This window comes from Brevibacterium sp. LAARM3_SD1, assembly GCF_057364765.1.
Genome location: NZ_JBNFOL010000034.1, coordinates 19038 through 42330 on the forward strand (window position 1 = coordinate 19038; position 23293 = coordinate 42330).

The window sequence follows — 23293 nt, forward strand, 5'->3', positions numbered from 1 at the left end:
CCGCGGCTATTCTACTCCGCGTAGTACTTCGGGTTCATCTTTCGTCGTCCTCGTCGTGCTCACCCTCATCGGGGTCCGTGTCGCGCAGGTCTTTGACCAGGTCCTCTACTGCGCGTTCGACCATCGGATCCTCACCACGCGCCAGGGCGGCCACCTCGGCGTCGCCGTTCTTGATCCGCACCCAGACGCGACGGCGCGGAATGAACAGGGACAGGCCGAGCCCTGCCAGAACGAGGATCGCACTGATGAGCATGAGCGCCTGCGTCGGGTCCTGGGAGATGTCGACGGCGATGTACTTCTTGACTCCGTCGAAGGTCACCGAGCCGCCGTTGGGCAGCTTCTGCGTGTCCCCCTCGGCGAGCTGGATGACGAGCGGATTGCCCGACTCGTCGGTCATCTCCGTCATCTTGTCGGCGTCGAGGGAGTACACGGACTGCGGGACTCCGGAGTCGAGGCCGAGGTCGCCGGTGTACCCGCTCATCACGAGGTACGGGTTGCGCAGCTCGGCGAAGCTCGAGATCAGCTCCCCGTCCTGATTCTGTGCAGCGGTGGGCAGGAACACGCCGACGAACCCCATCTGCGTGCCGGCCGAGTCCGGGACCTTGATGACGCCTTCGGAGGTGTATCCGGGGTCTCCGCCGTCCGGGATGAACACCTGCGGACCGGACTGGACGATATCGCCCTTCGCATCACGCACGGTCACCTCGGGGGCGTAGCCGTTTCCGGTCAGATAGACGCCGACGCCGCCCACGCGCACCGGCTCGTTGACCTTGAGCAGGTGCGATTCGGTCTTCCCGTCCGCAGTCGTCGTCACCTTCGCATCGAAGCTGCGCGGCTGACCGAACTGGTTGCCCGCCGCCTGATCGTCGAAGGTGGAGGTGAAGGAATCGAGTTTGAGCCGGAAGTCCGGCAGATTGTCCGCATCGTAGTAGGAGCCGGGTTCGAAGGAGTCATAGGAGACCAGCGAATTCGAGAACGTCTCACCCTCGACGAGGATGCGCTGACCTTCGTAGCCGAACAGCGATCCGATCGCCATCGTCAGGGTCGCCATGAGCAGCGCGATGTGGAAGACGAGGTTGCCGGTCTCGCGGAGATAGCCGCGTTCGGCGGCGATGTGATCGGACTGCCGGTTGATCCGGTACCCGGACTTCTTCAGCCGGGCCTCGGCGGCATCGAGGAACTCCTCGTCCGCGTCCTCACGGGTCTCTGCGTCTCCCTGCGCCGAGGCGAAGGAGGCGTAACCGGGCATCCGGGACAACCGCCTCGGTGCTTTGGGCGGGGACGAGCGCATCGCCTTCCAGTGCTGCTTCGACCGCGGGATGATGCAGCCGATGAGCGAGACCATCAGCAGCAGGTAGATCGCGGAGAACCACACGGAAGAGTACACGTCGAACATCTGGATGGTGTCGAGGAACTGCCCCCAGGCACCGTTGTTGTCCAGGAAGGTGTTGACGCGGCCCGGGTCCTGGATCCTCTGCGGCAGCAGAGACCCGGGGATCGAGGCGAGGGCGAGGATGAGCAGGAGGATCAGGGCCACGCGCATCGTCGTCAGCTGAGTCCAGGCCCACCGGCACATGCCGAGGAACCCGAGCTGGGGCTGCGTCACGGTCGACTTCGCGGCAGGCTTGTCCCCCTGCTTCGCCGTCGATGTCGCACCCGATTTCGGCTGCGTCGTCTCCGAGCCTTCAGTTGAGCCCGCCACTAGATCACCACTTCGAATCCATTGATGAGACCTTGCAGAGAGGTCATCCACATGTTCCATACACCGCTGGCCATGAGCACGCCGAGGATGATGAGCATGATGCCCCCGGCACGCACGATCGCGGTCTGATGTTTCCGCACCCACTCGAGTCGTCCGGCGCCCTTGTGGATCGCCAGCGCCAGGAGGATGAACGGGATGCCCAAGCCCAGACAGTAGACGAAGGCCAGCAGTGCTCCGCGCCAGATCATTCCGTCACCGCCGAAGCTCACCGACATGCTCAGCACGGCCGACAGGGTCGGTCCCACGCAGGGAGCCCAGCCGAGGGCGAAGGTCGCGCCGAGCACCGGTGCGCCCCAGAGTCCGGCCTTCGGTCTGGCGCGGATGCGGTGCTCGTTCTGGAGCAGGCCGAATCCACCCATGAATACGAAACCGGCGAGGATGACGATGACGCCGAGGACGCGGAGGATGATCGACTGCCATTGGGAGAACAGCGCCCCGAGCGCGGAGAAGCTGGTTCCCAACAGCACGAAGACGACCGTGAAGCCGAGGACGAACAGGGTGATGCCCACGACCACTCGCCACGTCTGCTTGTCCTTCAGCGAGGATCCGGAGAGACCCGTGACGTATCCGACGTAGCCGGGTACCAGCGGCAGCACGCAGGGTGAGGCGAACGAGACGAGTCCGGCCAGGGCCGCCGCGCCGGCAGCCAGCAGCAGCGGTCCCGAGAGAACGGTCTGGGCGAAGTCCGCCCCGAGGCCACTCACTCGGACTGCACGTCCTCGATGAGTCCCTTGAGCGTCACGCGTCGACTTCTCCGACCACTCTTGCCGCGGCCCGGCCCTTCGCATCGAGGACCACCGTCGAGGGGGTGGCCTGCGGGGGCAGAACGCCGGAGAGCAGGGAGACCATCTCACCGTTCGAATCGAGCATATTCGGGTACGGCACCTGGTAGTTCTGGATGAACGCGTTGGCCGCAGCCTCTTGATCGCGGACGTTGACGCCGATGAATTGGGCCTTGTCCCCGAATTCCTCGGCCACGGACTTCAGGTCGGGGGCTTCCTTCCGGCACGGCGGGCAGGCCGCGTACCAGAGGTTGATGACGACCGGGGTGGGACGCAGATCCGCCAACGACACCGTCTTCCCGTCGAGGGTCTCGAAGCTCAGGTCGAGCGGTTCGCCGCGATCCTCGGCGGGCACCCGTGAGACGACCCCCGAACCGGAGACGTACCCCTGATCGGATCCGGCCTGATCGGCCAGCTCGTCGTTCTCGCTGCAGGCGCTGAGCGCCAGGGCTGTTCCAGCGGCGAGCGCGGAGGTGAAGAGGGCCCTGCGGTTGAGGGGATGACGTCCGAAACTCATGCTCCCGCCACCGCGGTGCCCGGCTGCAGATCCGCGCAGATGCTCTCGTAACTCACGGACACCAGTGTGGAGGAATCGAATGTGAAACTGGTGATAGAAGCCAGGTCACATTCACGCCTGCGCGGGTCGTGGACGAGCGAGCGCCCCTCCCCCGACAGGCGGGTCATCCAGATCGGCAGCTGGTGGGAGACGATGACTCCCTCGGCGTCCGGACCGTGCTGGTCGAGCTTGGCACGCAGGCTGGCCATCGCGGCCCCCATACGCAGCACGATCTGCCTGTACGGCTCTCCCCAGGACGGGGTGAGCGGGTTGTACAGCCGCACAAAGTTCCTCGGCTCGGCCAGGCGCCTGGCATTGAGCTTCTGTCCTTCGAAGGAGTTCGCCGCTTCGATGACGCGATCGTCATCGAACACCGGCAGCCCGAGGGCCTCGGACAGAGGCGCGATCGTCTGCTGGGTCCGCAGCAGCGGCGAGGCCACGAGCTCGACCGGCCGGTTGGGCGCCGACGCGAAGTGCTCGGCCACGCGGGCGGCCATCTCGTGTCCGCGCTCGGTGAGACCGAAATGCGGCAGACGGCCGTAGAGGATGCCGTCGGGGTTGTCGACTTCGCCGTGTCGGACGAGGTGGAGGGTGGTCATGACTGCGCCTTCCCGGCCTCCGGAACCGCGGCCGCGGCCTTGGCAGCTGCGGGCAGGGCGCTGATGATCCGATCGAGGATCTCATCGGTGTGGGCGTAGGACAGGAACCAAGCTTCGAACGCGCTCGGGGGCATATGGATGCCCTGATCGAGCATGGCGTTGAAGAATGCGGTGTACCGGTCGACATTCTGAGCCCGGGCACAGTCGTAGTTCGTCACCTCGGCGTCGGTGAAGAACACGGAGAACATCGAGTTCGCGGACTGGATGACGTGAGCGATGCCTTCGGCCTCCAACGCAGAGGCGACGGCTGGGCGCAGGATGTCTGCGGCACGGCCGATATGCGAGTACACATCGAGTTCTGTCGTCAGCTTGAGTGTGGCCAGTCCGGCCGCGGTGGCCACAGGATTGCCCGAGAGCGTTCCTGCCTGGTAGACGGGACCGGAGGGAGCGAGGTGGGCCATGATGTCGGCGCGACCGCCGAAGGCCGCTGCCGGGAAGCCTCCGCCCATGACCTTGCCGAAGGTGAACAGGTCGGCCGGGCCCTCGGGGTAGCCGAGGGTCTCGGACTCATAGCCGTACCAACCGGCTGTGGAGACTCGGAAGCCGGTCATCACCTCGTCGCTGATCATCAGCGCACCGTGCGCCTTGGTCAGGCGACGGATCGTGTTCGTGAAGCCGTCGCGGGGAGGCACGACACCCATGTTCCCGGGGCTGGCCTCGGTGATGACGCAGGCGATGTCCTCACCGTGTTCGGCAAACACGGCTTCGAGACCGGCAGCGTCGTTGTAGTCGACGACGATCGTGTCCTGCGCCTGGGCTCCGGTGACTCCGGGGGTGTCGGGCAGGGAGAACGTGGCCAGTCCCGAGCCGGCCTGGGCCAGCAGCGAGTCGACGTGACCGTGGTAGCAGCCGGCGAACTTCACGACCTTGGACCGTCCCGTGTAGCCGCGGGCCAGGCGAATCGCCGACATCGTCGCCTCGGTGCCCGAGGACACGAGGCGCACCTGGTCGACGGGGTCGACGCGGCGCACGATCTCCTCGGCGAGTTCGACCTCACCGGTCGACGGGGTGCCGAAGGAGAATCCCTTGACGGCGGCTTCCTGAACGGCGGCGACGACCTCGGGGCGGGAGTGGCCCATGATCATCGGACCCCAGGATCCGATGAGGTCGATGTAGTCGTTGCCGTCGGCGTCGCGCAGCCACGCACCGGTCGCCTCGGTGATGAAGCGGGGGGTGCCGCCGACGGCCTTGAACGCGCGGACCGGGGAGTTCACTCCGCCGGGGATGACCGCCTCGGCGCGGGTGAAGAGGGCGGCGGACCGATCGGTGGTGTGACCGTTCGTCTCTGCTGTCGTCATGGTTCTCCTCTGATTCTTCGCGGGTCGGGTTTCGTCCCGGGATCGTTCTCAGTTACGCGTGGGTTCGGCTCAGGAGCCGTCGATGTCAGTCATATGGTCGAAGACTTTGGTGAAGATCCGACCCAGGATCTCCATCTCCTCGGGATCGAGAAGATCGACGAGGTGGCTGCGGACTCCGGAGACATGATCGGGGGCGGCCGTCTGCAGCAGCTGCCATCCGGCTTCGGTCATCACGCAGTTGACCCCGCGGCCGTCCTCGGGGATGGCGGAGCGCTCGAGCAGTCCGCGCTTCTCCATTCGGGCGACGCTGTGGGTCAGTCGTGACCGGGACATGGTCGTGTCGGTGGCCAGCAGCGCCATCCGCATGGTCCGCTCCTCATGCTCGGACAGCCGCACGAGGATCTCGTATTCGGGCAGGCCGATGCCGTGCTTCTCGCGCAGCTCCTTGTCCAGCTGCGTGCTGAGCAGCTGAGAGCCGTTGAGGTAGCTGCGCCAGGCCTTCTGATCGACGGCCGACAGCCAGCGGGGCTCGGTCATCACCGGCCTCCGTCTGCGCTGCGGTTCGACAGGTGACCGGCGGCTTCGGCCTGGAGGCGCTGGGCGACCTCGGTGGCCCAATAGGTCAGGATCGCGTCGGAGCCGGCGCGTTTGAAGGCGATGAGGGATTCCTCGATCGCCTTCTCCCGGTCGATTGCTCCGGCGGCGGCCGCGAATTCGATCATCGCGTACTCACCGGACACCTGGTACGTCCACACGGGCACGATGGATTCCTGTGCCACCTCAGCGAGCACATCGAGATACGGCAGTCCCGGCTTGACCATGACGATGTCGGCGCCTTCGGCGAGGTCGAGGCCGAGTTCGCGCAGGGCCTCGCGTCCGTTCGCCGGATCCTGCTGGTAGGTCTTGCGGTCGCCTTTGAGTTCGGAGTCGACGGCTTCGCGGAAGGGACCGTAGAACGCTGAGGCGTACTTAGCGGTGTAGCCCATGATGACGGTGTCGGTGAATCCGGCGGCGTCGAGGGCCTCACGGCAGTAGGCGACCTGGCCGTCCATCATTCCCGACAGCCCCACCACCTCGGCCCCGGCGCGGGCCTGGGCCAGTGCCATCGAGGCGTAGCGATCGAGGGTGGCGTCGTTGTCGACGGCTCCGGCCTGGTCGAGGACTCCGCAGTGGCCGTGGGAGGTGAATTCGTCGAGGCACAGATCCGCCATGATCACGGTGTCATCACCGAGTTCGCGGGCCAGCAGCGACAGCGCCCGGTTGAGGATGCCGTCGGGGTCGTCGGCCTGTGAACCGATCTCGTCCTTGTGTTCGGGGATGCCGAAGAGCATGAGTCCGCCGACTCCGGCCGCTACGGCTTCTCGGGCGGCTTCGAGCAGGGAGTCCAGCGTGTGCTGGACGACTCCGGGCATTCCGCCCAGCGGCAGCGGTTCGCTCAGGCTCTCCTTGACGAACATCGGCAGGATGAGCTCCGAGGGGTGGAGTCGGACTTCGGAGACGAGGCGACGCAGGGCCGGGGTCGACCGCAGCCTGCGGGGACGGACGGTTCCGGGAACCAATGACATGTCAGGCCTTCCTTCTGCGGCGCTTCTGACTCGGACGCTGCGGGGAGATCCCGGCTTCCACGTCTTCGGCGCGCTGGGTGAGTGCGAATTCGACGAGACCGTCGATGAGTGAAGTGAGGTTGGCTTCCTCGGCGAGGACGTCGACGCGCAGTCCGTGTTCGGCTGCGGTGTTCGCCGTCGCCGGTCCGATGCAGCAGATCACCGAGGTGGGGGCGGGCTTGCCGGCGATGCCGACGAGGTTGCGCACCGTCGATGAGGAGGTGAAGAGGAAGGCGTCGAAGTCGCCGGCCTTGATCGATTCGCGGATCGGCGCCGGCGGCGGGGAGGCGCGCACGGTGCGGTAGGCGGTGACGTCGTCGGGGTCCCACCCCTTCTCCAGCAGTCCGGCCACGAGCACCTCGGTGGCGATATCGGCGCGCGGCAGGAGCACCGTGTTCATCGGGTCGATGTCATCGACGAAGTCCGGCCAGGCGGCGGCCAGCCCCCGTGCGGAGTGTTCTCCGTCGGGAACGAGGTCGGGGGTGATTCCCCAGTCGACCAGTGCCGCGGCGGTGCGACCGCCCACGGCTGCGACTTTGACGCCGGCCATCGAGCGGGAGTCGAGTCCGAAGTCTTCGAACCACATGCGCACGGCGCGCACGGCGTTGACCGAGGTGAAGCCGACCCATTCGTAGGATCCGTCGACGAGGCCGCGGATCGCCTTCTCCATCTGGGTCGGAGTGCGCGGCGGCTGAACGGCGATCGTGGGCACGACGGTGCCGACCGCGCCGAGTTCGGCCAGGGCCTCTGCGGTGGAGGTTCCCTGTTCCTTCGTCCGTGGGATGAGGACCTGCCAGCCGAAGAGCGGTTTGGATTCGAACCAGCCGAGTTCTCCTCTGGATTCCACTCCTTGCCCCATGATCACCACCATACGATCGGTTCCTGACTGCGCCATGGACAGCGCCTGCTTCAAGGTCGTCTCCACGCTGGTCTGCTCGATGGTGGAGATGCCCCATCCGAGGAGGACCTTCGTGTCCTCGTCCCAGCCGTCTGCGAGCAGGGCTTCGATGGCCTGTTCGTGGGCGGCGGCGCTGCCGGTGAGCACGTGAGTGGTGTTGCGGTGGCGGGAGACGTCGACATGGGTCTGCGGTCCGGCTTCGATGAAGCGCACGGACCGGACGCGGTTGGTCGTCAGAGCAGTTCCGGTGAAGGCCGCCGTCGAGGCGGAGAGTCCGACTCCTGGCACGATTTCGACCTCGACCTGTTCCTTGCGGCAGACTCCGGCTTCCGCGGTCGTGGTGGTGAAGATGATTCCGTCATCCGAGCTCAGCCGCACCACGGTCTTGTCCGGACGGGCGAGTTCGGCCAGACGGCGGCCGCGGGTCGAGGCGGCGACTCCGAGGTCGGCTGCATCGACGAGAGTCGCGGCCTGCGGCACATAGGCGGTGACGATCTCGGAATGGACATCGGCGTCGTAGACGACGGTCTCGGCGGTGGCGAGGATCTCGGCTCCGCGCATCGTCATCAGACCCGATTCGCCGGGTCCGCTGCCGATGAAGACGACGCGTGGGGCTGCCGGCAGGAGTCGGCGCGGCTGCACCTGGCCCGTTGTCGGTTGGTTGATCATCCCTGCTCCTGAACCTTGACGGGGGTGAGGTGATCGGCGCTGGCGGCCGGGTCGATGCCGAGTCGGCCCAAGAGGTCCTCGGCTGCGGCGGTGCCGAGTTCGTCGGCGACACGAGCCAGCTCCTTCGCGGTCACCGACAGCTGCTGAGCATTGTCGATGCTCCAGTCGACGTCGAGGAGTTCAGGCAGCGCGGTGCTCTGACGGGTGCGGGCGAGCTTGCCGTCGTCATCGGCCATCACGGCGTCGACGATGAATTCGCTGCCTTCGATCTTCGCCAACGCGCCGATGGGTGCCGAGCAGCCGGCTTCGGCGCGCGAGAGGATCGCCCGTTCACAGGTCACGGCGAGGTCGGTGGTCTGATCGTGGATCTGACGCAGAGCGGCCCGCACCTCGGCGTCGCCGTCGAGGATGGCCGCGGTGGTCGCGAAGGCGCTGTCGGCGCTGCGGGTCTCCACCGCCAGGGCTCCCTGGCCCGGTGCCGGGAGCATGACATCGAAGTTGAGCGAATCGGTGGCTTCGGCCAGACGCCCGATGCGACGGACGCCGGCGGCGGCGAGGACGACGGCGTCGAGACGGCCGTCGCGGACGTGGGCGATGCGGGTGTCGACGTTTCCCCGCACTCCGCGGACCTCGATATCGGGACGTGCGGCACGCAGCTGCACGGCACGCCGCGGCGAACCGGTGCCGATGACGGAACCGGCAGGCAGGTCGTTCAGGCTCAGCCCGTCGCGGCCGATGAGGACATCGGCCGGGTCGACGCGCGGCGGGATGGCCGCCATCTGGATTCCCGCCTCGGGGGTGGTGGGCAGGTCCTTGAGCGAGTGCACGGCCAGGTCGATCTTGCCCTGGTGGAGGGCCTGGCGGACCGCGGAGACGAAGACTCCGGTTCCGCCGAATCCGGCCAGCGGCGACATGTTGACGTCGCCTTCGGTGACGACTTCGACGATCTCGACGCGCCAGCCGGTCAGCGCCGCGATCTGGTGAGCGATCGCTGTGGACTGAGAACGGGCCAGCTGGGACCGGCGGGTGCCCAGTCGCACGGTGCGGCCGGTGAAGTGTTCGGGTTCGACGATGTCGAGGGTGTGATCGGCGACCGGACGGACGCCGTCGGCCTCGACATGGTGTGCACTGGCGGCCGTCGCGACCTTCGTCTCCGGCGTGGTCTTGGCATGGGCGACCTTGTTCACGGGCAGGTCGAAGAGCTGCATGAGCGCTTGGGCGTAGTCGACTTCGGATTCGGTCACAGCGAGTTCCTTGACCTTCACGGTCGGGGTGTGGATGAGCTTCTCCGCCACCCGGTGCAGGGACTTTCGGATCTCTGCGAATGACTTCTCGTCGACCGAGTCACCGAGCTTCTTCTCCAGCCGCTGGGTCTCCGCGGCGAGCACGTCTTTGGCGTGGGAGCGCAGCGCGGTCACGGTCGGGGCGACGGAGCGTTCCTTGTTTCCGGTGGCGATGTTCTCCAGTTCGGCGGAGATGATGGTCCGGACTTCGTCGATGGTGGCGACTACCTTCGAATCGCTCTCCCTGTCGGAGCCGCGCAGCAGTTCGCGGATCTCCCCGAGGCCGAAGAGGGCGACATGTTCGAACTCGCGGACGCTGGGGTCGATGTCGTGCGGAAGGGCGAGATCGATGAAGGCCTTGTTCGCGGCACCCTTGGGATTCTGCGCGAGGCCGGCCACGATGTCGTCGCGGCTGACGACGACGCCGCGGGCACCGGTGCAGGAGACGATGAGGTCGGCATCGGCGATCTCTTCGGCCATGATGCGCGGGGTGAGTTCACGGGCGCGTCCGCCCACCTCGGCGACGAGGCGTTCGGCCTTGTCCAGCGTGCGGTTGAGCACGGTGATGTGGGCGACGCCTTCCTTGTGCAGTCCGGACACGACGAGGCCGGACATGGCTCCGGCACCGATGACCAGAGCGTTGGCGGCGCGCAGGGATCCGATATGCGCGGCCGAGGCTTCGATGCCGACTCCGAACAGAGACCGGGCGACGTCGCCGAGGTCGGTCTCCGAATGGGCGCGCTTGCCCACCCGCAGCGCCTGCTGCAGAGCCTGGGAGAGTTCGGACGTCAGGGCTTTGTCCGACTGCGAATCGGTGAAGGCCGATCGGAGCTGGCCCAGGATCTGGGCTTCGCCGATGGCCATCGAATCGAGTCCGCAGGCGACCTTGAGCAGATGCTCCATGGCCTGGTGGTCGAAATGGGCGTAGAAGTGCCCGGCGATATCGGACCACTCTTTGTCGATCGAGGACACGAGCGCGTTGCCGAGGTCGGCCAGTCCGCCGTGGAAGGCCGAGACGTCGGCGATGAGTTCGAGACGATTGCACGTCGAGAGCACCGCGAGTCCCTCGATGTTCTCTCCGGACAGAGCGTCCCGGCGCAGAGTGCCGATTTCACCGGCGCCGAAGGCCATCCGATCCAGCATGTCGATCGGAGCCGACTGATGTGAAATGCCGAGAACCAAGAGAGTCAATTCCTGTGCTCCTCAAAACCAGGGTTGAGCGGTGCCGTGTCCAGCGCCGAATAGTATGCGAGTACTTGCAGCTCACTGGCCAAGTCGACTTGATGGACACGAACGGTATCCGGGGCGTCGAGCACGGTGGGTGAGAAATTGAGAATGCCGCGCACACCAGCTTCGACGGCCTTCTGGGCCGCCGCGGGTGCCGCGGCTGCGGGGACAGCCATGACCACCAGGTCGATATGTTCGGACCAGGCGGGCAGGTCGTCCAGGGAGGAGACGGTCAGAGCACCGATGGAGGTGCCGATCTTCTCCTCGTCGATGTCGAAGACGGCCGTGAGACGCAGGCCGCGGCGTCGGAATCCGGCGTAGTCGGCCAGCGCCGAGCCGAGGCGACCGGCGCCGATGATGGCGACGCGGCGATCTCGGTCGAGGCCGAGGAATGTCCGCAGGGTCGCGGCCAGTTCCGGACAGGAGTAGCCGACCCCGCGGGTTCCCGATCGCCCCAGCTGGGACAGGTCCTTGCGCAGAATCGACGGGGACACACCGCTGCGTGCGGCAAGGTCCTCCGACGACACCGTGTCCTGACCGGTGGCGGCAATGGTCTCGACGGTCTGCAGATAGATCGGGAGTCGGGATATCACGCGCTCGGGTACGTCCTTGCGAACGACACCCTCAATCCTGTTGGCGGACAGAATCTCGCCCACGAATCCGCCTCACTCCTTCAATCGATCTCATGCGCCCAAGGCGTCGAGCGCCTTGGACAGCCGATCCTCATCGACTCGATGAAAACTGTGTTGTCGCCCGTTGAGGAGAACGACCGGAACGTCCCAGCCGTACTGCGCGGCCAGGCCGTCATCGGTGTCGATGTCGATCTCGGTCACGGTCACGTCTCTGCCCGCGGCCACCTCGGTGACGGTCTGCAGCGCTTCAGCGCACAGATGGCAGTCGACACGCGTGAGAAAGGTCAGGTCGACCATGGCTCACTCCTCATCGGGTGCAACAAACCCCGCCGAGAAATCACTCGAGCGGGGGCGTAGGACCGTTGGGTCTTACTTCTTGTTGCGACGCTGGTGACGTGTCTTGCGAAGCTGCTTGCGGTGCTTCTTCTTCGACATACGCTTGCGGCGCTTCTTGATGACTGAGCCCACTCGGGTACCCCTTGTGCTTGTCGGTGGAGGGTGAACATCAGGTGCCCGCCCATTGAACTAACCGTGCAATTCTATCGCTTGGCCGCCTGCTTTCCCAAAACTGTGTCCAGATCCACAACGGCAGCTCCAGACGATCCGCGCGTGCGCGGGGATCGGGTTCGATTCGGGTCAGTCGAAGTAGGGGTCGAGGGCGTAGAAGGGGAAGATGTTCTTCCGGGTGCCCATCACGGCCCGGTCGAGTTCGGCTTCGGGGTCGAACCCCTTCGACCAGGGTTCGAAGGAGCCGTCGAATCCGTCGGTCATCGACAGCGGCGCTTCGCGTCCGGTCTTCGTCTGTGCGTAGGCGGCCCACCGGCCGGGGATCCGAGTGCCGGGGTCGATATCGAGTCCGGCGGCGACGGCCAGCAGGTTCGTCCAGGCGCGGGGCACGACGTCGATGATCGCGTATCCCCCTCCCCCGACGGACAGCCATCGTCCGTCGGCATGCTCGACGGCGAGGTCGCGGATGCGTTCGGATGCGATCCGCATGGCGTCCACGCTCAGACGCATATGGGTCAGCGGGTCCGCGCGGTGTCCGTCGCAGCCGTGCTGGGAGACGATGACCTGAGGTTCGAAGGCGGCGACGACCTGCGGGACCGTCGCGTCGAAGGCGCGCAGCCAGTCCGCGTCCCCCGAGCGCGGGGGCAGGGCGATATTCACCGCCGAAGCGGCCGCCTTGAGTCCCCCGATGTCGGCGGGGAACCCGGTGCCGGGGAAGAGGAACTTCCCCGATTCGTGGATCGAGATCGTGAGCACGCGCGGGTCGTCCCAGAAGAACGTCTCCACACCGTCACCATGGTGGGCGTCCGTGTCGAGGTAGACGATGCGCTCGTATCCGGCGTCGAGGAATTCGGTGATCGCACCGGCGGCGTCGTTGTAGACGCAGAAGCCGCTGGCCTTGCCCGGCATCGCGTGGTGCATTCCGCCGCAGAAGTTCACCGCACGCCGGTAGTCCCCGGAGATGATCGCGTTCGCGGCGTTGACGCTGCCTTGGAACAGCATCGCCGAGGCGGTGTGCATATTCTCGAACCCGGGAACATCCTCGGTGCCGATGCCGTATCGGTTCGCGTCCTCTTCCTCGAGGCCCTCCTCGGTGCCGGCCTGCTTGACCGCGGCGATGTAGTCGGGGTCGTGGAAGCGGGCGAGCTTGGTCTCATCGATTTCACCGATGGCATTGACGTGGACGTTCTCCGCGTCGAAGAGTCCGAAGTCGACGGCGAGCTTCGCTGTCAGGTCGAGCCTGAGGGGGTGCATGGGGTGGCTGGGACCGAAGTTGTAACCGGTCACCTCGTCGTCCCAAACGACATACACATCATTTTCGGCCATGCCCACCATGCTATATGGCACAGCTCACTTGCGCCGATTCCGGGGCCACCGGCTCTACCATGGTGCTTGTGTCCAAGAATTTTTCGCCGCGCTACGACCGGCTGCTGAAGCCTGGCCGGTGGGTCCGCGACTTCGTCGACGACCTCGCCGTGGCGTCTCCGGCACGTCTGGCGATCGGATCCTTCGTCGCCGTGGTCGCGGCGTTCGCGATTCTGCTCATGTTGCCGGCGAGCATGCGCGACCCCGGTTCGGTCGATCAGGCCACGCACATTGCGAACTCCGTGTTCGTGGCGGTCTCGGCGGTGTGCGTGACGGGACTGACTCCCGTCGTCACGGAACAGTACTGGTCGGACTTCGGGATCTCGGTCATCACCGCCGGCATCCAGGTCGGCGGTCTCGGAATCCTCACCCTCGCCTCGGTGCTGGGCATGGCGGTCTCACGGCGGTTAGGAGTGCGGCAGCGCCTGATCGCTCAGCAGGCCACCTCGGCGCTCAATCTGGGTCAGGTCGGCTCTCTGCTCAAGACCGTGGTCATCACCATCTTCACCGCCGAATCGATTCTGGCGGTGCTGCTGTTCCCGCGGTTCCTCATCCGCGGGGAATCGCTCGGCGACTCCGTCTGGTATTCGGTGTTCTACTCGATCTCGGCGTTCAACAATGCCGGGTTCACCATCCACGAGGGCGGGGCTGCGTACTTCGCCTCGGATCCGTGGATTCTGTCCCTGCTCATGGCGGGGGTGTTCGTCGGGTCGCTGGGCTTCCCGGTCGTGCTCATGGTCGCGATGTTCTGGAACCGGCCCAGCCGGTGGGATCTGCACACGAAGCTGACGCTGACGACCACGACGGCGGTCCTGGCCATCGGGCTGCTGCTGTTGGCGCTGTTCGAGTCGGCGAACCCGGCGACCCTGGGCGATAAGAACGCGGGCCACACCTTCGTCGAAGTGCTGTTCATGGCGGTCATGCCCCGTTCCGGCGGATTCTCGACGATGGAGGTCGCGGACATGAGCCAGGCCTCTCACCTGCTCATGGACCTTATGATGTTCATCGGCGGCGGTTCGTCGTCGACGGCTGGCGGAATCAAGGTGACGACGGTGGCCGTGCTCGTCCTCGCCGCGTACGCCGAGGCCAGGGGCCTGCAGGATGTGCACGTGTTCGGTCGGCGGCTGACGTCGTCGACGATCAAGCTGTCGATCTCGATCCTGCTCACCGGTGCGATGATCGTCTTCATCGGCACCCTCACGATGCTGCAGATCAGCGCCGAGCCGCTCGATCGGGTGCTGTTCGAGGTGATCTCGGCCTTCGGCACCGTGGGCCTGAGTTCCGGGGTGTCGGCGACCTCGCCGAACTCGGGGCTCTATGTTCTGTCGGTGATCATGCTCATCGGTCGACTCGGTACGATTACACTGGCGGCTGCACTGTCAATGCAGGATTCGGTGCGCCTGTACCGCTACCCCGAAGAAAGGCCGGTCGTTGGCTAACGAACACTCTTCCATCCTGGTCATCGGACTGGGACGCTTCGGGTCCTCGACGGCGGCGACCCTCGCACGCCTGGGGCGCGAGGTCATGGCCATCGAGCACAATCCCGAGCTCGTCAAGGACTGGAGCGGCAAACTGACACACGTCGTCGAAGCCGACTCGACGAACATCGACGCTCTGCGTCAGGTGGGGGCCGGTGACTTCTCGACCGCCGTCGTCGGCATCGGAACCTCGATCGAAGACAGCGTTCTCACGACCGCCAACCTCGTCGACCTGGGTGTGACGCAGGTGTGGGCGAAGGCAATCTCTCCGTCGCACGGCAAGATTCTCCATCGCATCGGCGCCCACCATGTCCTCTATCCGGAGTCGGATGCGGGCCGTCGCGTCGCCCACCTGGTCAGCTCCCGGATGATGGAGTACATCGAGTTCGACGAAGGCCATTTCGCGGTGGTGAAGATGCGACCCCCGCGGGAGATCCAGGGCTTCACACTCAGCGAGTCCGGCGTCCGCGACAAGTACGGAGTCACGATCGTGGGCATCAAGAGCCCCGGCCGCGACTTCACCTATGCCGATCCGACGACTCGAGTGGGCAAACAGGACCTGCTCATCGTCGCCGGTCACGTCGAGCTGCTCGGCCGCTTCGCCGGCCGCCCATAGGAGGGAAGGCGGCGGGAGCGTCAGTTGCCTGGCGTAAACCGCGGGTCCAGCACCTGCTCGACGACAATCGCGGGTTCAAAGTGTGTACGCAGGGAACTTCATCACCGCATCTGCATTTTGAAGCAGTTGGCGCACCGCTTTGGCGTCACGACTCGCGCCAGATGAGATGCGACGGTGACGGGTCGAGAACTACCTCGGTGGAGCAGTCGGGGCCTGAGAGCAGGCTTGTTCTGGCTTCGGCCAGCATCTCCCTCATCCCAGACTCGAGCGCATTGAGAAATTCGTCGATGGTCTCGTGGTGACTGATCATCTCGATCGCCCGTCCGTTCACCTCGATCCCCTTATATCCGCCCGAGGCGGTCGGTCCGATCCGTCTGATCGCCGGTCCTGCTGACTCAGTTGATGGGCCGGAGGGGATGGAGGAGTTCGATTCTGCCACTCGTTCCGAGTCATGTCCCGGCAGCCCGTGCGACATGTCGAGCAGCGCTTCCGCGACATGGTTCCACTGATTGATCGCCCGCTGGAGTCGGTGTGCATAGGCCTGGGCCACCGTTTCAATTGCATCCAAGCATTTTTCTGCGGTGTCGCCCCACTCGCTCGTGCCGAATTCCTTATCCAAGCGGCCGAATTCGAGTGCGGCGAGGTTGAGGAATGCCGGGAGGAGTCGTTGCACGGCATCTCCCCTGGACTCGAGGAGTTCAGCTTCCCGTTCCGCATAGATTTCCCACTGACCGACTGCGAACGCTACATCTTCCTGCCGGAGTGGAAGGTGCGGATCGAGATTCGCGATCGCCTCGCGCTCCGCACGACGCCTTGATACCTCTATCAGCTCGGAGTCGATCCCGCGGAGCTCACTGCTCAGCTTGACCACACGGAAGAATTCGTCATTATTGTCCACTTTTCCACTCCCCTCGCCCGACCGGATGCCACTATGGCAACCCCTATCGATGGGAGAATACGATGGGCCACTGACACGGCCCGGGCAGGGGAGCTAGCGCACCTGCACCTGGAGAGGTAGCTCAAGGTGACTGGGACAAGTGGTTGGCGGGACTGCCGTCTTGATGTGAGATAGCCGTGTCCTCATCACTGCACAAAGCAGCCTCACCACGACGTTATGAGAGCGGGCGACGGGAATCGAACCCGCGTCATCGGCTTGGGAAGCCGAAGCTTTACCATTAAGCTACGCCCGCATGTCACCGCTGGTCGGCAGGCATCCACCCAGGTAAGACCCGGTGCAGACCTGCCGTCGACGGCGACTCGAACCAGTCTACAGCTTCCCGCCTCAGCCAAAGGCAAATGGGCGGCAGCGTTGAATCCACATCCGCGTGTTCGAAGTGTGTATGCAGTGAACTAGACCAGTGCATCTGCATTTTGAAACAGCCTGTGCAGAGGTCGCGTCGGACAACGCCACTTCGGCACGGCCGTCATATCCGCCACTACCGGGCACCGGATCGCTTCCTTGGGGCAATGAATGCCCTCAGGTTTGGCGCTTGTCCGAACAGTTTGGTTGCACATTCTCCAAGATTGATCACCTCGTTGAAGTTCAGCCGGACGATTCGAAACCCCAGCTCCAACAGCCGGTTGTATTGGCGAACTTCTTTTCGCATCAGTCGGACTCCGTTGTCGGCATATTTTGAGAAGCCGTCGACAAGAACGATCGTCCGCGACTCTTTGTGCAGAAAGTCCACACGGGCGAGGACTGCGCGCCCATCCCAGATCCTTGCCTGTTGGCTGAATCCGGTCAGTCTCACTTGCATGAGGTTGTACACGAAGCGACTCTCTGCATAGCTCTCCGACAGCGGCCCGATCGCTGACAGCAATCGCTGCGCCCTCGACTGACCTTTCGACAGCCGGCGGAGCACGGGCAGGAAGTCTTCGGCAATACTCCGCTCGGCCAAGGCCAGTGTGTCCGGCGGATATCCGAATCGAGCCGCTTCGTCCGCCCCAGCGTCGGAACCGAATACTGACCTGCGCAGACAAGTCTCCAACGCGGCGAAGCCTTCCGGTTCGCCCAGCTGTCCGATGAGATCAAACGCCGTGCGAATCGGCGTTGTCAGCGACATCTTGCCAAGCCTGACGACGTCTTCTTCCGGGACGATCTTCGAGGTCCTCGCCACATCGGCGCTGGAGTGCCGCCTCGTCGGATGAGCGATGAATACCTTTCCACGGGGCGGACGATACAACTGAAAGTCATGAACGAACCCGGCGGAGACTCCCCAGATCACATCGTCGACCCGGTAGTGCGGATACGAAGCCACCCGCAGCTTTTCGAACATGTCGAGGAGTTCGAAACGAAGCTGGCCGGTTTCCTGGTCCGTCTGCTCGGCAACTCTCGTGATCCACGCTTCGTCCGTGACGAATTCCGCAATCGCCGAGTGCCGAGGGTTCGAACAGTGAGCGACGACCGAATACATCCCTTGCGTAAGCGCAAGCAAGCAGCAGCCGATGGCTTCGCGGATGCACCTGCTCTGCACTCCGCGCGCTCTGAGTTCACTGGTGCGGACCACGTTGTACATGCGGCAAGGCTGTCAATGCCCGTGAGCCTACGGCAAGGGCTCCTCTCCAGCCTGTGGACTCGGACTGTGCATCCACACCCTTTCGGAGTTCGAGTCTGTGGACTTTCAACAGTGCACGACGTTCGAGTCATCGACGGCGCCGCACCCGCCTAAAGTTCAGTTAGGACCTGGCCCCGCGGCTCGCATGGCAATGGCACATGGCCGACTTGGCTACACAGCTGCATGGTCAGCAGGGACGTCGACGCGGCCAAAAACACTGTTGAATCCACAACCGCGTGTCCACGGTGCATTCGCGCTGAACCGAATCGGCTCGTCTGCACTGTGAACACGCGGTCGGCAGATGGATCAGTGGTCGACAGCCTCCTCGGCGCCGAATCCGGTGTGAGCGCGGACGTCCATCTCGGCGGCGAGCTCGGGACTCTCCACTGTCTTGTCGGTGATCGAGGCGATCCAGCCGAGGATGAAGCCGAGCGGAATCGAGATGATGCCCGGGTTCGACAGCGGGAAGATCGCGAAGTCAGCACCGGGGATCATGGCGGTCTCGGAACCTGAGACGACCGGCGAGAACGCGATGAGCACCATCGCCGAGATCAGGCCGCCGTAGATCGACCACACGGCACCGCGAGTGGTGAAGCGCTTCCAGAACAGCGAGTACACGATCGTGGGCAGGTTCGCGCTGGCGGCGACGGCGAAGGCCAGTGCCACGAGGAAGGCGATGTTCTGCCCCTGCACACCGATGCCGCCGATGATTGCGACCGCACCGATGACGATCACTGTGCGGCGGGCGATCTTGACCTCCGCCTCGGAGTCCTCGACCTTGCCCTTCTTGATGACGTTGGCGTAGATGTCGTGGGCGAACGAAGCCGCCGCCGTGATCGCCAGGCCCGCCACCACGGCGAGGATCGTGGCGAATGCGACCGCGGAGATGAAGCCCATGAGCAGCGGCCCGCCGAGCTGGAGCGCCAGCAGCGGGGCCGCTGAGTTCACGCCGCCCGGAGCGTTCTTGATCGTATCGGCGCCGACGAGTGCGGCCGCACCGTAGCCGAGCACGAGGGTGAAGAGGTAGAACGCACCGATGAGCCAGATCGCCCACACCACGGAGCGGCGAGCTTCCTTAGCCGTGGGGACGGTGTAGAAGCGCATGAGCACGTGGGGCAGACCCGCCGTGCCCAGCACGAGCGCCAGTGCCAGGGAAATGAAGTCGAGCGGATTCTCGCCGTACTGCAGACCCGGGTTGAGGACGCCTTCCCCGACTCCTTCGGCTGCGTTGTCCACGGCCGAGGCCAGCAGGGTCGAGAGATTGAAGCCGTTGAGTGCGAGCACCCAGACGGTCATCCCGAAGGCACCGGCGATGAGCAGGATCGCCTTGACGATCTGCACCCAGGTGGTGCCCTTCATTCCGCCGACGAGGACGTAGATGATCATCAGCGCGCCGACGACGGCGATGACCAGCGACTGGCCGACTTTGCCGTCGATGCCCATGAGCAGAGACACGAGTCCGCCGGCACCAGCCATCTGCGCGAGCAGATAGAAGAAGCAGACCGCCAGCGTCGACAGGGCTGCAGCCATGCGCACGGGGCGCTGTTTGAGGCGGAAGGACAGCACATCAGCCATGGTGAACTTGCCGGTGTTGCGCATGAGCTCGGCGACGATGAGCAGAGCGACGAGCCAGGCGACGAGGAAGCCGATCGAGTAGAGGAACCCATCGTAGCCGTTGACGGCGATCGCACCGCAGATGCCGAGGAAGGACGCGGCAGACAGGTAGTCACCCGAGATGGCGAAGCCGTTCTGCGGTCCGGTGAACGACCGTCCGCCCGCGTAGTAGTCCGAAGCGGACTTGTTGTTGCGGCTGGCCCGCAGAACGATGAACATCGTGACCGCGACGAATGCGGCGAAGATCGTGATGTTGAGGACCGGGTTGTTCTCGACCTCGGTGGTCGCGGTACTGAGGAGGTCGACTCCCGAAGCGACGAAGTCTCCGATTGCCAATGTGCTCATGAGCGGGTTCCTTCCGTTTCGGCCTGCAGTCGTTCACGGATCGCTTCCGCGGGAGGGTCGAGCTTCTTATTGGCGAACGAGACGTAGAACATCGTGATCGCGAAGGTCGTCACGAACTGCAGCAGCCCGAAGACGAGTCCGACGTTGATCTCCCCCACGACCTTCGTCGACATGAAGTCGTGCGCGTACGTGCTGAGGATGACGTAGAGGAAGTACCAGACGAGGAACGCGATCGACAGCGGGATCACCACCGAGAAGCGTTTGCGTTTGAGGGCCTTGAACTCCGGCTTCTCCTCCTCTGCGAGGAAGTCAACACCGGTGTTGACAGGATCAGTCATTCTTTCTCCTTTGATTGGGCAGAACATCAGTGTCCTGAATCACATGACCCAAAGGTAACGTTCAGCATGCGCTAGGGAATACCACCGAAAGTTGGTAGCTTATTCACATGAATGCGCACGCCAAAGAAGCGCGGGCTCTCAAGGTCGAGACCCGCCGCCTGTTCGTCGAAGCCGTCGACTCCCTGCATCAGAGCGGCACAGGCGACGTCGTCTTCGGAGGCATGGTCGAAGAGGGGTCGGTTGCGGTCGAAGCCGTCGCCGGCGCCGACAAGGACCTGCTCTCGTCCCTCATCGTCAGCACCGGAAGGGGACTCGGCGGTCGGGCCATGACCGAGGGCACTCCGCAGCTCACCCGCGACTACGAGGTCGACCCTCTCATCACTCACCACTACGACGAGGAGGTGCTCGGCGAGGGCATCCGCGTCCTCGTCGCCGTCCCCACCCTGCACGGCGGGGAGGTCACCGGCATGGTCTACTGCGGCCACCGCACGGACTACAACGCCGCCGCCCCGCAGACGGGAGATCTCGTCCGTCGGGTGCGTCAGCTCTCGGTCGATCTCGGTCGACTGGGCTACCGGCAGGTACCGCGCGGCCCGGTCAGAGAGGAACCGATCTACCCGGATCTGGATCCCTCCGGTCGCGAAGCTCTGCGGCACACCTATGCGGAGCTGCGGGCCATCCGCTCCGGTGTCATCGATGAGGAGACCAGGGAGAAGCTCACCGGCGTCGAGGCGCGCCTGGCCGATATCCTCTCCGGACACAATCCGGAGAACTTCCAGACGCCGGTGCCAGCAGTGCGGCTGTCACCGAGGGAGACCGACATCCTCTCGCACGTCGCCTTGGGCTGGCCGAATGCCCGCATCGCCGAGGCGCTGTCGCTGCGCGAGTCGACGGTGAAGTCCTATCTCAACACGGCGATGGTCAAGCTCTCGGCACGGACCCGACACGAGGCCGTGTCGATCGCCCGTTCGTCCCACGTCCTCCCCTGAGCGGGGCGGCACGGCTCAGCCGTTGATGACCTCGGAGTTCTCCCGTTCCATCTCCAGGGAACGGTCCCCCGCCGCCTGCGCGGCCGCCTCGGCGATATCGAAGATCCCGGAGTCGAGGAACTGCTGGAGCCCGGCCAGGGTCGTTCCGCCCTTGCTGCTCACGGCCTGACGCTGAGCGGCGGGATCGGGCTTCTCGGTCAGGAGTCGGCCGGCACCGTCGGCGGTGGCCACAACCATCTGGCGGGCGACGTCCTCGCTCAGGCCCTGTTTGACGCCGGCGGCGATCATGGCTTCGGCGAGGAGGAAGAAGTACGCCACTCCGGACCCGGAGATTCCGGTCATGGCCGGGATCTGGGATTCGTCGAGATCGACGACGAGGCCGGCGCCCGACAGCAGGGACTTCAGTGTGTCCACGCTGGCGGCGGTCACCTCGACGGTGGGGGCCAGTGCAATGACGCCGTGGCCGATGGCACTCGGCGTGTTCGGCATGATCCGCACGATCGGGTTCTCGGGGGCGAGCTTCGCGAGGTCCGCGGCGGCGACACCTGCGGCCATGGACACGAGCACGGAGTTCGGGTCGAGGTCGTCGGCGAGCTCGCGCAGAGTCTCGGCCATCATCCACGGCTTCACGCCGAGGAAGACGAAATCGGCTCCGGACGCGGCTTTCCTGTTCGCGTGGGAATCGTCCTCCACCGAGGTGACTGTGGCGGTGGGCAGAGCCTCGCAGAGTCGCTGCGCCGAGGCGGTCGAATTCGTCGTCGCGCGGACGGTGATGCCCGCGTCGGCAGCGAGGATTCCCTGGATCAGGGCCGTGCCCATGTTGCCGGTTCCGATGGAGGCGATTGTGGTCAAAGCGCGTCAGCCTTTCGATCTGTTGGGTGCGGTGGTCGGTGGGTGTCCGTGCGTTCGGGCGTGCCGGTGCGAGGTCGGACGGATGGAATCGCGACTTCGCTGTCGACTGCGGGGTCAGCTCTCGTCGTCGGCACTGCCGGATCGCGCGGACTTGCTCTCAGAGGTGCGGGTGTGGCTGTGGGCGTTGCGTCGGGGAACATCCTCGTCGAGGCCTAGGTGCTCACGAGCGAAGGCGATGGAGTCGGCGAGCATCTTCTCGCGAGACGACTGTTTGCGGACGAATCGGGTGTTGACCTCGACGACGACGTCGCCCTGCCAGTTGTGTTTGGCCAGGTACTGCAGGGTCTCGGCGACGGGCATGGTGCCTTCGCCGGGAACGAGGTGTTCGTCCTTGAGCGAGCCGGCACCGTCGGTGAGGTGGACGTGACGGAGCTGGTCGAAGATCTCGCCCACCGTCTCCAGGGCGTTCATTCCGGCGGTGGAGGCGTGGGAGAAGTCGAAGGTGAGGTCGTCGTAGTCCTCGTCGAGGGGGTTCCAGTCGGGGTAGTAGACCTGGATCTCGCGCAGGCCGGCCCGCCAAGGGTACATGTTCTCCACGGCCAGTTTCACACCGGTCTCTTGAGCGACCTGTCGGACGCCGTCGACGAAGCCGAGGGCGTATTCACCCTGCCACCGGAACGGCGGGTGGAGAACGACGGTGTCGGCGTTGACTTCTTTGGCGAGATTCGCGGTGATCCGCAGCTTCTCCCAATGGTCTTTGTGCAGGACCCGCGGCAGGAACAGCAGGGTCGGAGCGTGCAGGGAGATGACGTCGAGTCCGGTGTCGCGGGCGAGTCCGTTGATGAGGTCGACGTCGCGGGTCTCGGTGTTGTGGGTGACCATGATCTCGACACCGTCGTAGCCATGCTTGGCCGCCTGGGTGAAGGTCTCCTCGACGGTCATGGGTGAGACGGAGGAGCTGGAGAGTCCGAGTCTGATCCGATTCTCGGAGACGTGATGGGCGTCCTTCTCATAGACGTCGTGTTTGTCGAAGTACTCCTTGTGGCGCTTCGAATTCGAGCGCGCAGAATTCTTGGTGGTCAACACCTTCCGCTGGGACTTCGACTTTTTGCTCATCACGTCCAGTTTAACGCGGACTCCCCGCCCCAGAACTACTGTGAGTATTGATGGTGGCTGGTCTGGGACTGGCTGGCAGAGTAGGAACTGACCGTCCCATTGATCATCATGACCCTCAGAACTACTGACTCGAACGATGTCCTCGTCG

General features: G+C 64.8%; 23 protein-coding genes and 1 tRNA gene. 4 read left to right on the forward strand and 20 right to left on the reverse strand.

Features of this window, described 5'->3' with window-relative positions; translation table 11 throughout:
• Positions 1 to 34 precede the first annotated feature (34 nt).
• The 13 genes from resB to AC2W7L_RS15820 form a co-directional block, all read right to left on the reverse strand.
• A complete protein-coding gene (gene resB, locus AC2W7L_RS15760) occupies positions 35 to 1702 on the reverse strand; it encodes a cytochrome c biogenesis protein ResB (RefSeq protein ID WP_486005195.1) in 1668 nt (555 codons plus the stop codon).
• Positions 1702 to 2466, reverse strand: a complete 765-nt coding sequence (locus tag AC2W7L_RS15765) for a cytochrome c biogenesis CcdA family protein (RefSeq protein WP_062244572.1) — start codon at positions 2464 to 2466, stop codon at positions 1702 to 1704. Before AC2W7L_RS15765 ends, resB begins: the two co-directional genes overlap by 1 nt.
• Before the next feature lie 34 nt (positions 2467 to 2500).
• Positions 2501 to 3061: a TlpA family protein disulfide reductase gene (locus AC2W7L_RS15770; RefSeq protein WP_486005196.1), complete on the reverse strand. Its 561-nt coding sequence runs from the start codon at positions 3059 to 3061 to the stop codon at positions 2501 to 2503.
• Entirely contained in the window at positions 3058 to 3699 is a 642-nt protein-coding gene (locus tag AC2W7L_RS15775; RefSeq protein WP_486005197.1) for a histidine phosphatase family protein, read from the reverse strand. The genes AC2W7L_RS15770 and AC2W7L_RS15775 overlap by 4 nt, the downstream gene beginning before the upstream one ends.
• Positions 3696 to 5057 carry a glutamate-1-semialdehyde 2,1-aminomutase gene (hemL, locus tag AC2W7L_RS15780; protein WP_167194518.1) on the reverse strand — a complete coding sequence of 454 codons (1362 nt, stop codon included), beginning with the start codon at positions 5055 to 5057 and terminating at the stop codon, positions 3696 to 3698. The genes AC2W7L_RS15775 and hemL overlap by 4 nt, the downstream gene beginning before the upstream one ends.
• A 69-nt stretch (positions 5058 to 5126) precedes the next feature.
• Positions 5127 to 5594 (reverse strand): MarR family winged helix-turn-helix transcriptional regulator, encoded by a 468-nt coding sequence (locus AC2W7L_RS15785; protein WP_167194516.1) that lies wholly within the window; start codon positions 5592 to 5594, stop codon positions 5127 to 5129.
• Positions 5594 to 6622 (reverse strand): porphobilinogen synthase, encoded by a 1029-nt coding sequence (gene hemB, locus AC2W7L_RS15790; protein WP_486005198.1) that lies wholly within the window; start codon positions 6620 to 6622, stop codon positions 5594 to 5596. Before hemB ends, AC2W7L_RS15785 begins: the two co-directional genes overlap by 1 nt.
• Position 6623: 1 nt before the next feature.
• Positions 6624 to 8228, reverse strand: a complete 1605-nt coding sequence (locus AC2W7L_RS15795) for a bifunctional uroporphyrinogen-III C-methyltransferase/uroporphyrinogen-III synthase (RefSeq protein ID WP_486005199.1) — start codon at positions 8226 to 8228, stop codon at positions 6624 to 6626.
• Positions 8225 to 10702, reverse strand: coding sequence for a glutamyl-tRNA reductase (gene hemA, locus AC2W7L_RS15800; protein WP_486005200.1), 2478 nt, complete (start codon positions 10700 to 10702; stop codon positions 8225 to 8227). The genes AC2W7L_RS15795 and hemA overlap by 4 nt, the downstream gene beginning before the upstream one ends.
• On the reverse strand, positions 10699 to 11394 hold the full coding sequence (locus AC2W7L_RS15805; protein ID WP_039206526.1) for a redox-sensing transcriptional repressor Rex: 696 nt from the start codon (positions 11392 to 11394) through the stop codon (positions 10699 to 10701). The genes hemA and AC2W7L_RS15805 overlap by 4 nt, the downstream gene beginning before the upstream one ends.
• Positions 11395 to 11421: 27 nt before the next feature.
• Positions 11422 to 11667, reverse strand: a complete 246-nt coding sequence (locus tag AC2W7L_RS15810) for a glutaredoxin family protein (RefSeq protein ID WP_486005201.1) — start codon at positions 11665 to 11667, stop codon at positions 11422 to 11424.
• Positions 11668 to 11739: 72 nt separating this feature from the next.
• Complete coding sequence (locus tag AC2W7L_RS15815) at positions 11740 to 11838, reverse strand: 30S ribosomal protein bS22 (RefSeq protein WP_009882927.1); 99 nt, start codon at positions 11836 to 11838, stop codon at positions 11740 to 11742.
• Positions 11839 to 12006: 168 nt separating this feature from the next.
• Positions 12007 to 13203 carry an acetoin utilization protein AcuC gene (locus AC2W7L_RS15820; RefSeq protein ID WP_486005202.1) on the reverse strand — a complete coding sequence of 399 codons (1197 nt, stop codon included), beginning with the start codon at positions 13201 to 13203 and terminating at the stop codon, positions 12007 to 12009.
• Positions 13204 to 13262: 59 nt separating this feature from the next.
• On the opposite strand from AC2W7L_RS15820, the gene AC2W7L_RS15825 reads away from it, so the two are divergent.
• Together AC2W7L_RS15825 and AC2W7L_RS15830 are read left to right on the forward strand one after the other, a co-directional pair.
• Complete coding sequence (locus AC2W7L_RS15825) at positions 13263 to 14681, forward strand: TrkH family potassium uptake protein (RefSeq protein WP_486005212.1); 1419 nt, start codon at positions 13263 to 13265, stop codon at positions 14679 to 14681.
• Entirely contained in the window at positions 14674 to 15336 is a 663-nt protein-coding gene (locus AC2W7L_RS15830) for a potassium channel family protein (RefSeq protein ID WP_039206517.1), read from the forward strand. The genes AC2W7L_RS15825 and AC2W7L_RS15830 overlap by 8 nt, the downstream gene beginning before the upstream one ends.
• Before the next feature lie 145 nt (positions 15337 to 15481).
• On the opposite strand, the gene AC2W7L_RS15835 is transcribed toward AC2W7L_RS15830, so the two are convergent.
• Positions 15482 to 16009: a hypothetical protein gene (locus AC2W7L_RS15835; RefSeq protein ID WP_486005203.1), complete on the reverse strand. Its 528-nt coding sequence runs from the start codon at positions 16007 to 16009 to the stop codon at positions 15482 to 15484.
• Here AC2W7L_RS15835 and AC2W7L_RS15840 point away from each other — a divergent pair.
• A complete protein-coding gene (locus AC2W7L_RS15840; protein WP_486005204.1) occupies positions 16004 to 16153 on the forward strand; it encodes a hypothetical protein in 150 nt (49 codons plus the stop codon). The two genes, AC2W7L_RS15835 and AC2W7L_RS15840, sit on opposite strands and share 6 nt — an antisense overlap.
• Before the next feature lie 302 nt (positions 16154 to 16455).
• On the opposite strand, the gene AC2W7L_RS15845 is transcribed toward AC2W7L_RS15840, so the two are convergent.
• The 4 genes from AC2W7L_RS15845 to AC2W7L_RS15860 all read right to left on the reverse strand — a co-directional run bounded on the left by AC2W7L_RS15845 (position 16456) and on the right by AC2W7L_RS15860 (position 20188).
• A tRNA-Gly gene (locus AC2W7L_RS15845) sits at positions 16456 to 16526 on the reverse strand.
• Between the two features lie 246 nt (positions 16527 to 16772).
• On the reverse strand, positions 16773 to 17852 hold the full coding sequence (locus AC2W7L_RS15850; protein ID WP_486005205.1) for a hypothetical protein: 1080 nt from the start codon (positions 17850 to 17852) through the stop codon (positions 16773 to 16775).
• A 345-nt stretch (positions 17853 to 18197) separates the two neighbouring features.
• Positions 18198 to 19850 (reverse strand): solute symporter family protein, encoded by a 1653-nt coding sequence (locus AC2W7L_RS15855; RefSeq protein WP_486005206.1) that lies wholly within the window; start codon positions 19848 to 19850, stop codon positions 18198 to 18200.
• Positions 19847 to 20188, reverse strand: a complete 342-nt coding sequence (locus AC2W7L_RS15860) for a DUF485 domain-containing protein (protein ID WP_486005207.1) — start codon at positions 20186 to 20188, stop codon at positions 19847 to 19849. Before AC2W7L_RS15860 ends, AC2W7L_RS15855 begins: the two co-directional genes overlap by 4 nt.
• A 107-nt stretch (positions 20189 to 20295) precedes the next feature.
• Between AC2W7L_RS15860 and AC2W7L_RS15865 the strand changes: the two genes are divergently transcribed.
• Entirely contained in the window at positions 20296 to 21177 is an 882-nt protein-coding gene (locus AC2W7L_RS15865) for a helix-turn-helix transcriptional regulator (protein WP_486005208.1), read from the forward strand.
• Positions 21178 to 21192: 15 nt separating this feature from the next.
• On the opposite strand, the gene proC is transcribed toward AC2W7L_RS15865, so the two are convergent.
• Together proC and AC2W7L_RS15875 are read right to left on the reverse strand one after the other, a co-directional pair.
• Positions 21193 to 22029, reverse strand: a complete 837-nt coding sequence (proC, locus tag AC2W7L_RS15870) for a pyrroline-5-carboxylate reductase (RefSeq protein WP_486005209.1) — start codon at positions 22027 to 22029, stop codon at positions 21193 to 21195.
• A gap of 114 nt (positions 22030 to 22143) precedes the next feature.
• A complete protein-coding gene (locus AC2W7L_RS15875) occupies positions 22144 to 23145 on the reverse strand; it encodes a sugar phosphate isomerase/epimerase family protein (protein WP_486005210.1) in 1002 nt (333 codons plus the stop codon).
• Between the last annotated feature and the right edge of the window lie 148 nt (positions 23146 to 23293).

Coding starts and splice junctions, on each gene's coding strand:
- AC2W7L_RS15770 (WP_486005196.1), bottom strand. CDS start 3,061: ATGAGTTTCGGACGTCATCCCCTCAACCGCAGGGCCCTCTTCACCTCC.
- AC2W7L_RS15775 (WP_486005197.1), bottom strand. CDS start 3,699: ATGACCACCCTCCACCTCGTCCGACACGGCGAAGTCGACAACCCCGAC.
- hemL (WP_167194518.1), bottom strand. CDS start 5,057: ATGACGACAGCAGAGACGAACGGTCACACCACCGATCGGTCCGCCGCC.
- AC2W7L_RS15785 (WP_167194516.1), bottom strand. CDS start 5,594: ATGACCGAGCCCCGCTGGCTGTCGGCCGTCGATCAGAAGGCCTGGCGC.
- hemB (WP_486005198.1), bottom strand. CDS start 6,622: ATGTCATTGGTTCCCGGAACCGTCCGTCCCCGCAGGCTGCGGTCGACC.
- AC2W7L_RS15795 (WP_486005199.1), bottom strand. CDS start 8,228: ATGATCAACCAACCGACAACGGGCCAGGTGCAGCCGCGCCGACTCCTG.
- AC2W7L_RS15810 (WP_486005201.1), bottom strand. CDS start 11,667: ATGGTCGACCTGACCTTTCTCACGCGTGTCGACTGCCATCTGTGCGCT.
- AC2W7L_RS15820 (WP_486005202.1), bottom strand. CDS start 13,203: ATGGCCGAAAATGATGTGTATGTCGTTTGGGACGACGAGGTGACCGGT.
- AC2W7L_RS15825 (WP_486005212.1), top strand. CDS start 13,263: ATGGTGCTTGTGTCCAAGAATTTTTCGCCGCGCTACGACCGGCTGCTG.
- AC2W7L_RS15850 (WP_486005205.1), bottom strand. CDS start 17,852: ATGTACAACGTGGTCCGCACCAGTGAACTCAGAGCGCGCGGAGTGCAG.
- AC2W7L_RS15855 (WP_486005206.1), bottom strand. CDS start 19,850: ATGAGCACATTGGCAATCGGAGACTTCGTCGCTTCGGGAGTCGACCTC.
- AC2W7L_RS15860 (WP_486005207.1), bottom strand. CDS start 20,188: ATGACTGATCCTGTCAACACCGGTGTTGACTTCCTCGCAGAGGAGGAG.
- AC2W7L_RS15865 (WP_486005208.1), top strand. CDS start 20,296: ATGAATGCGCACGCCAAAGAAGCGCGGGCTCTCAAGGTCGAGACCCGC.
- AC2W7L_RS15875 (WP_486005210.1), bottom strand. CDS start 23,145: ATGAGCAAAAAGTCGAAGTCCCAGCGGAAGGTGTTGACCACCAAGAAT.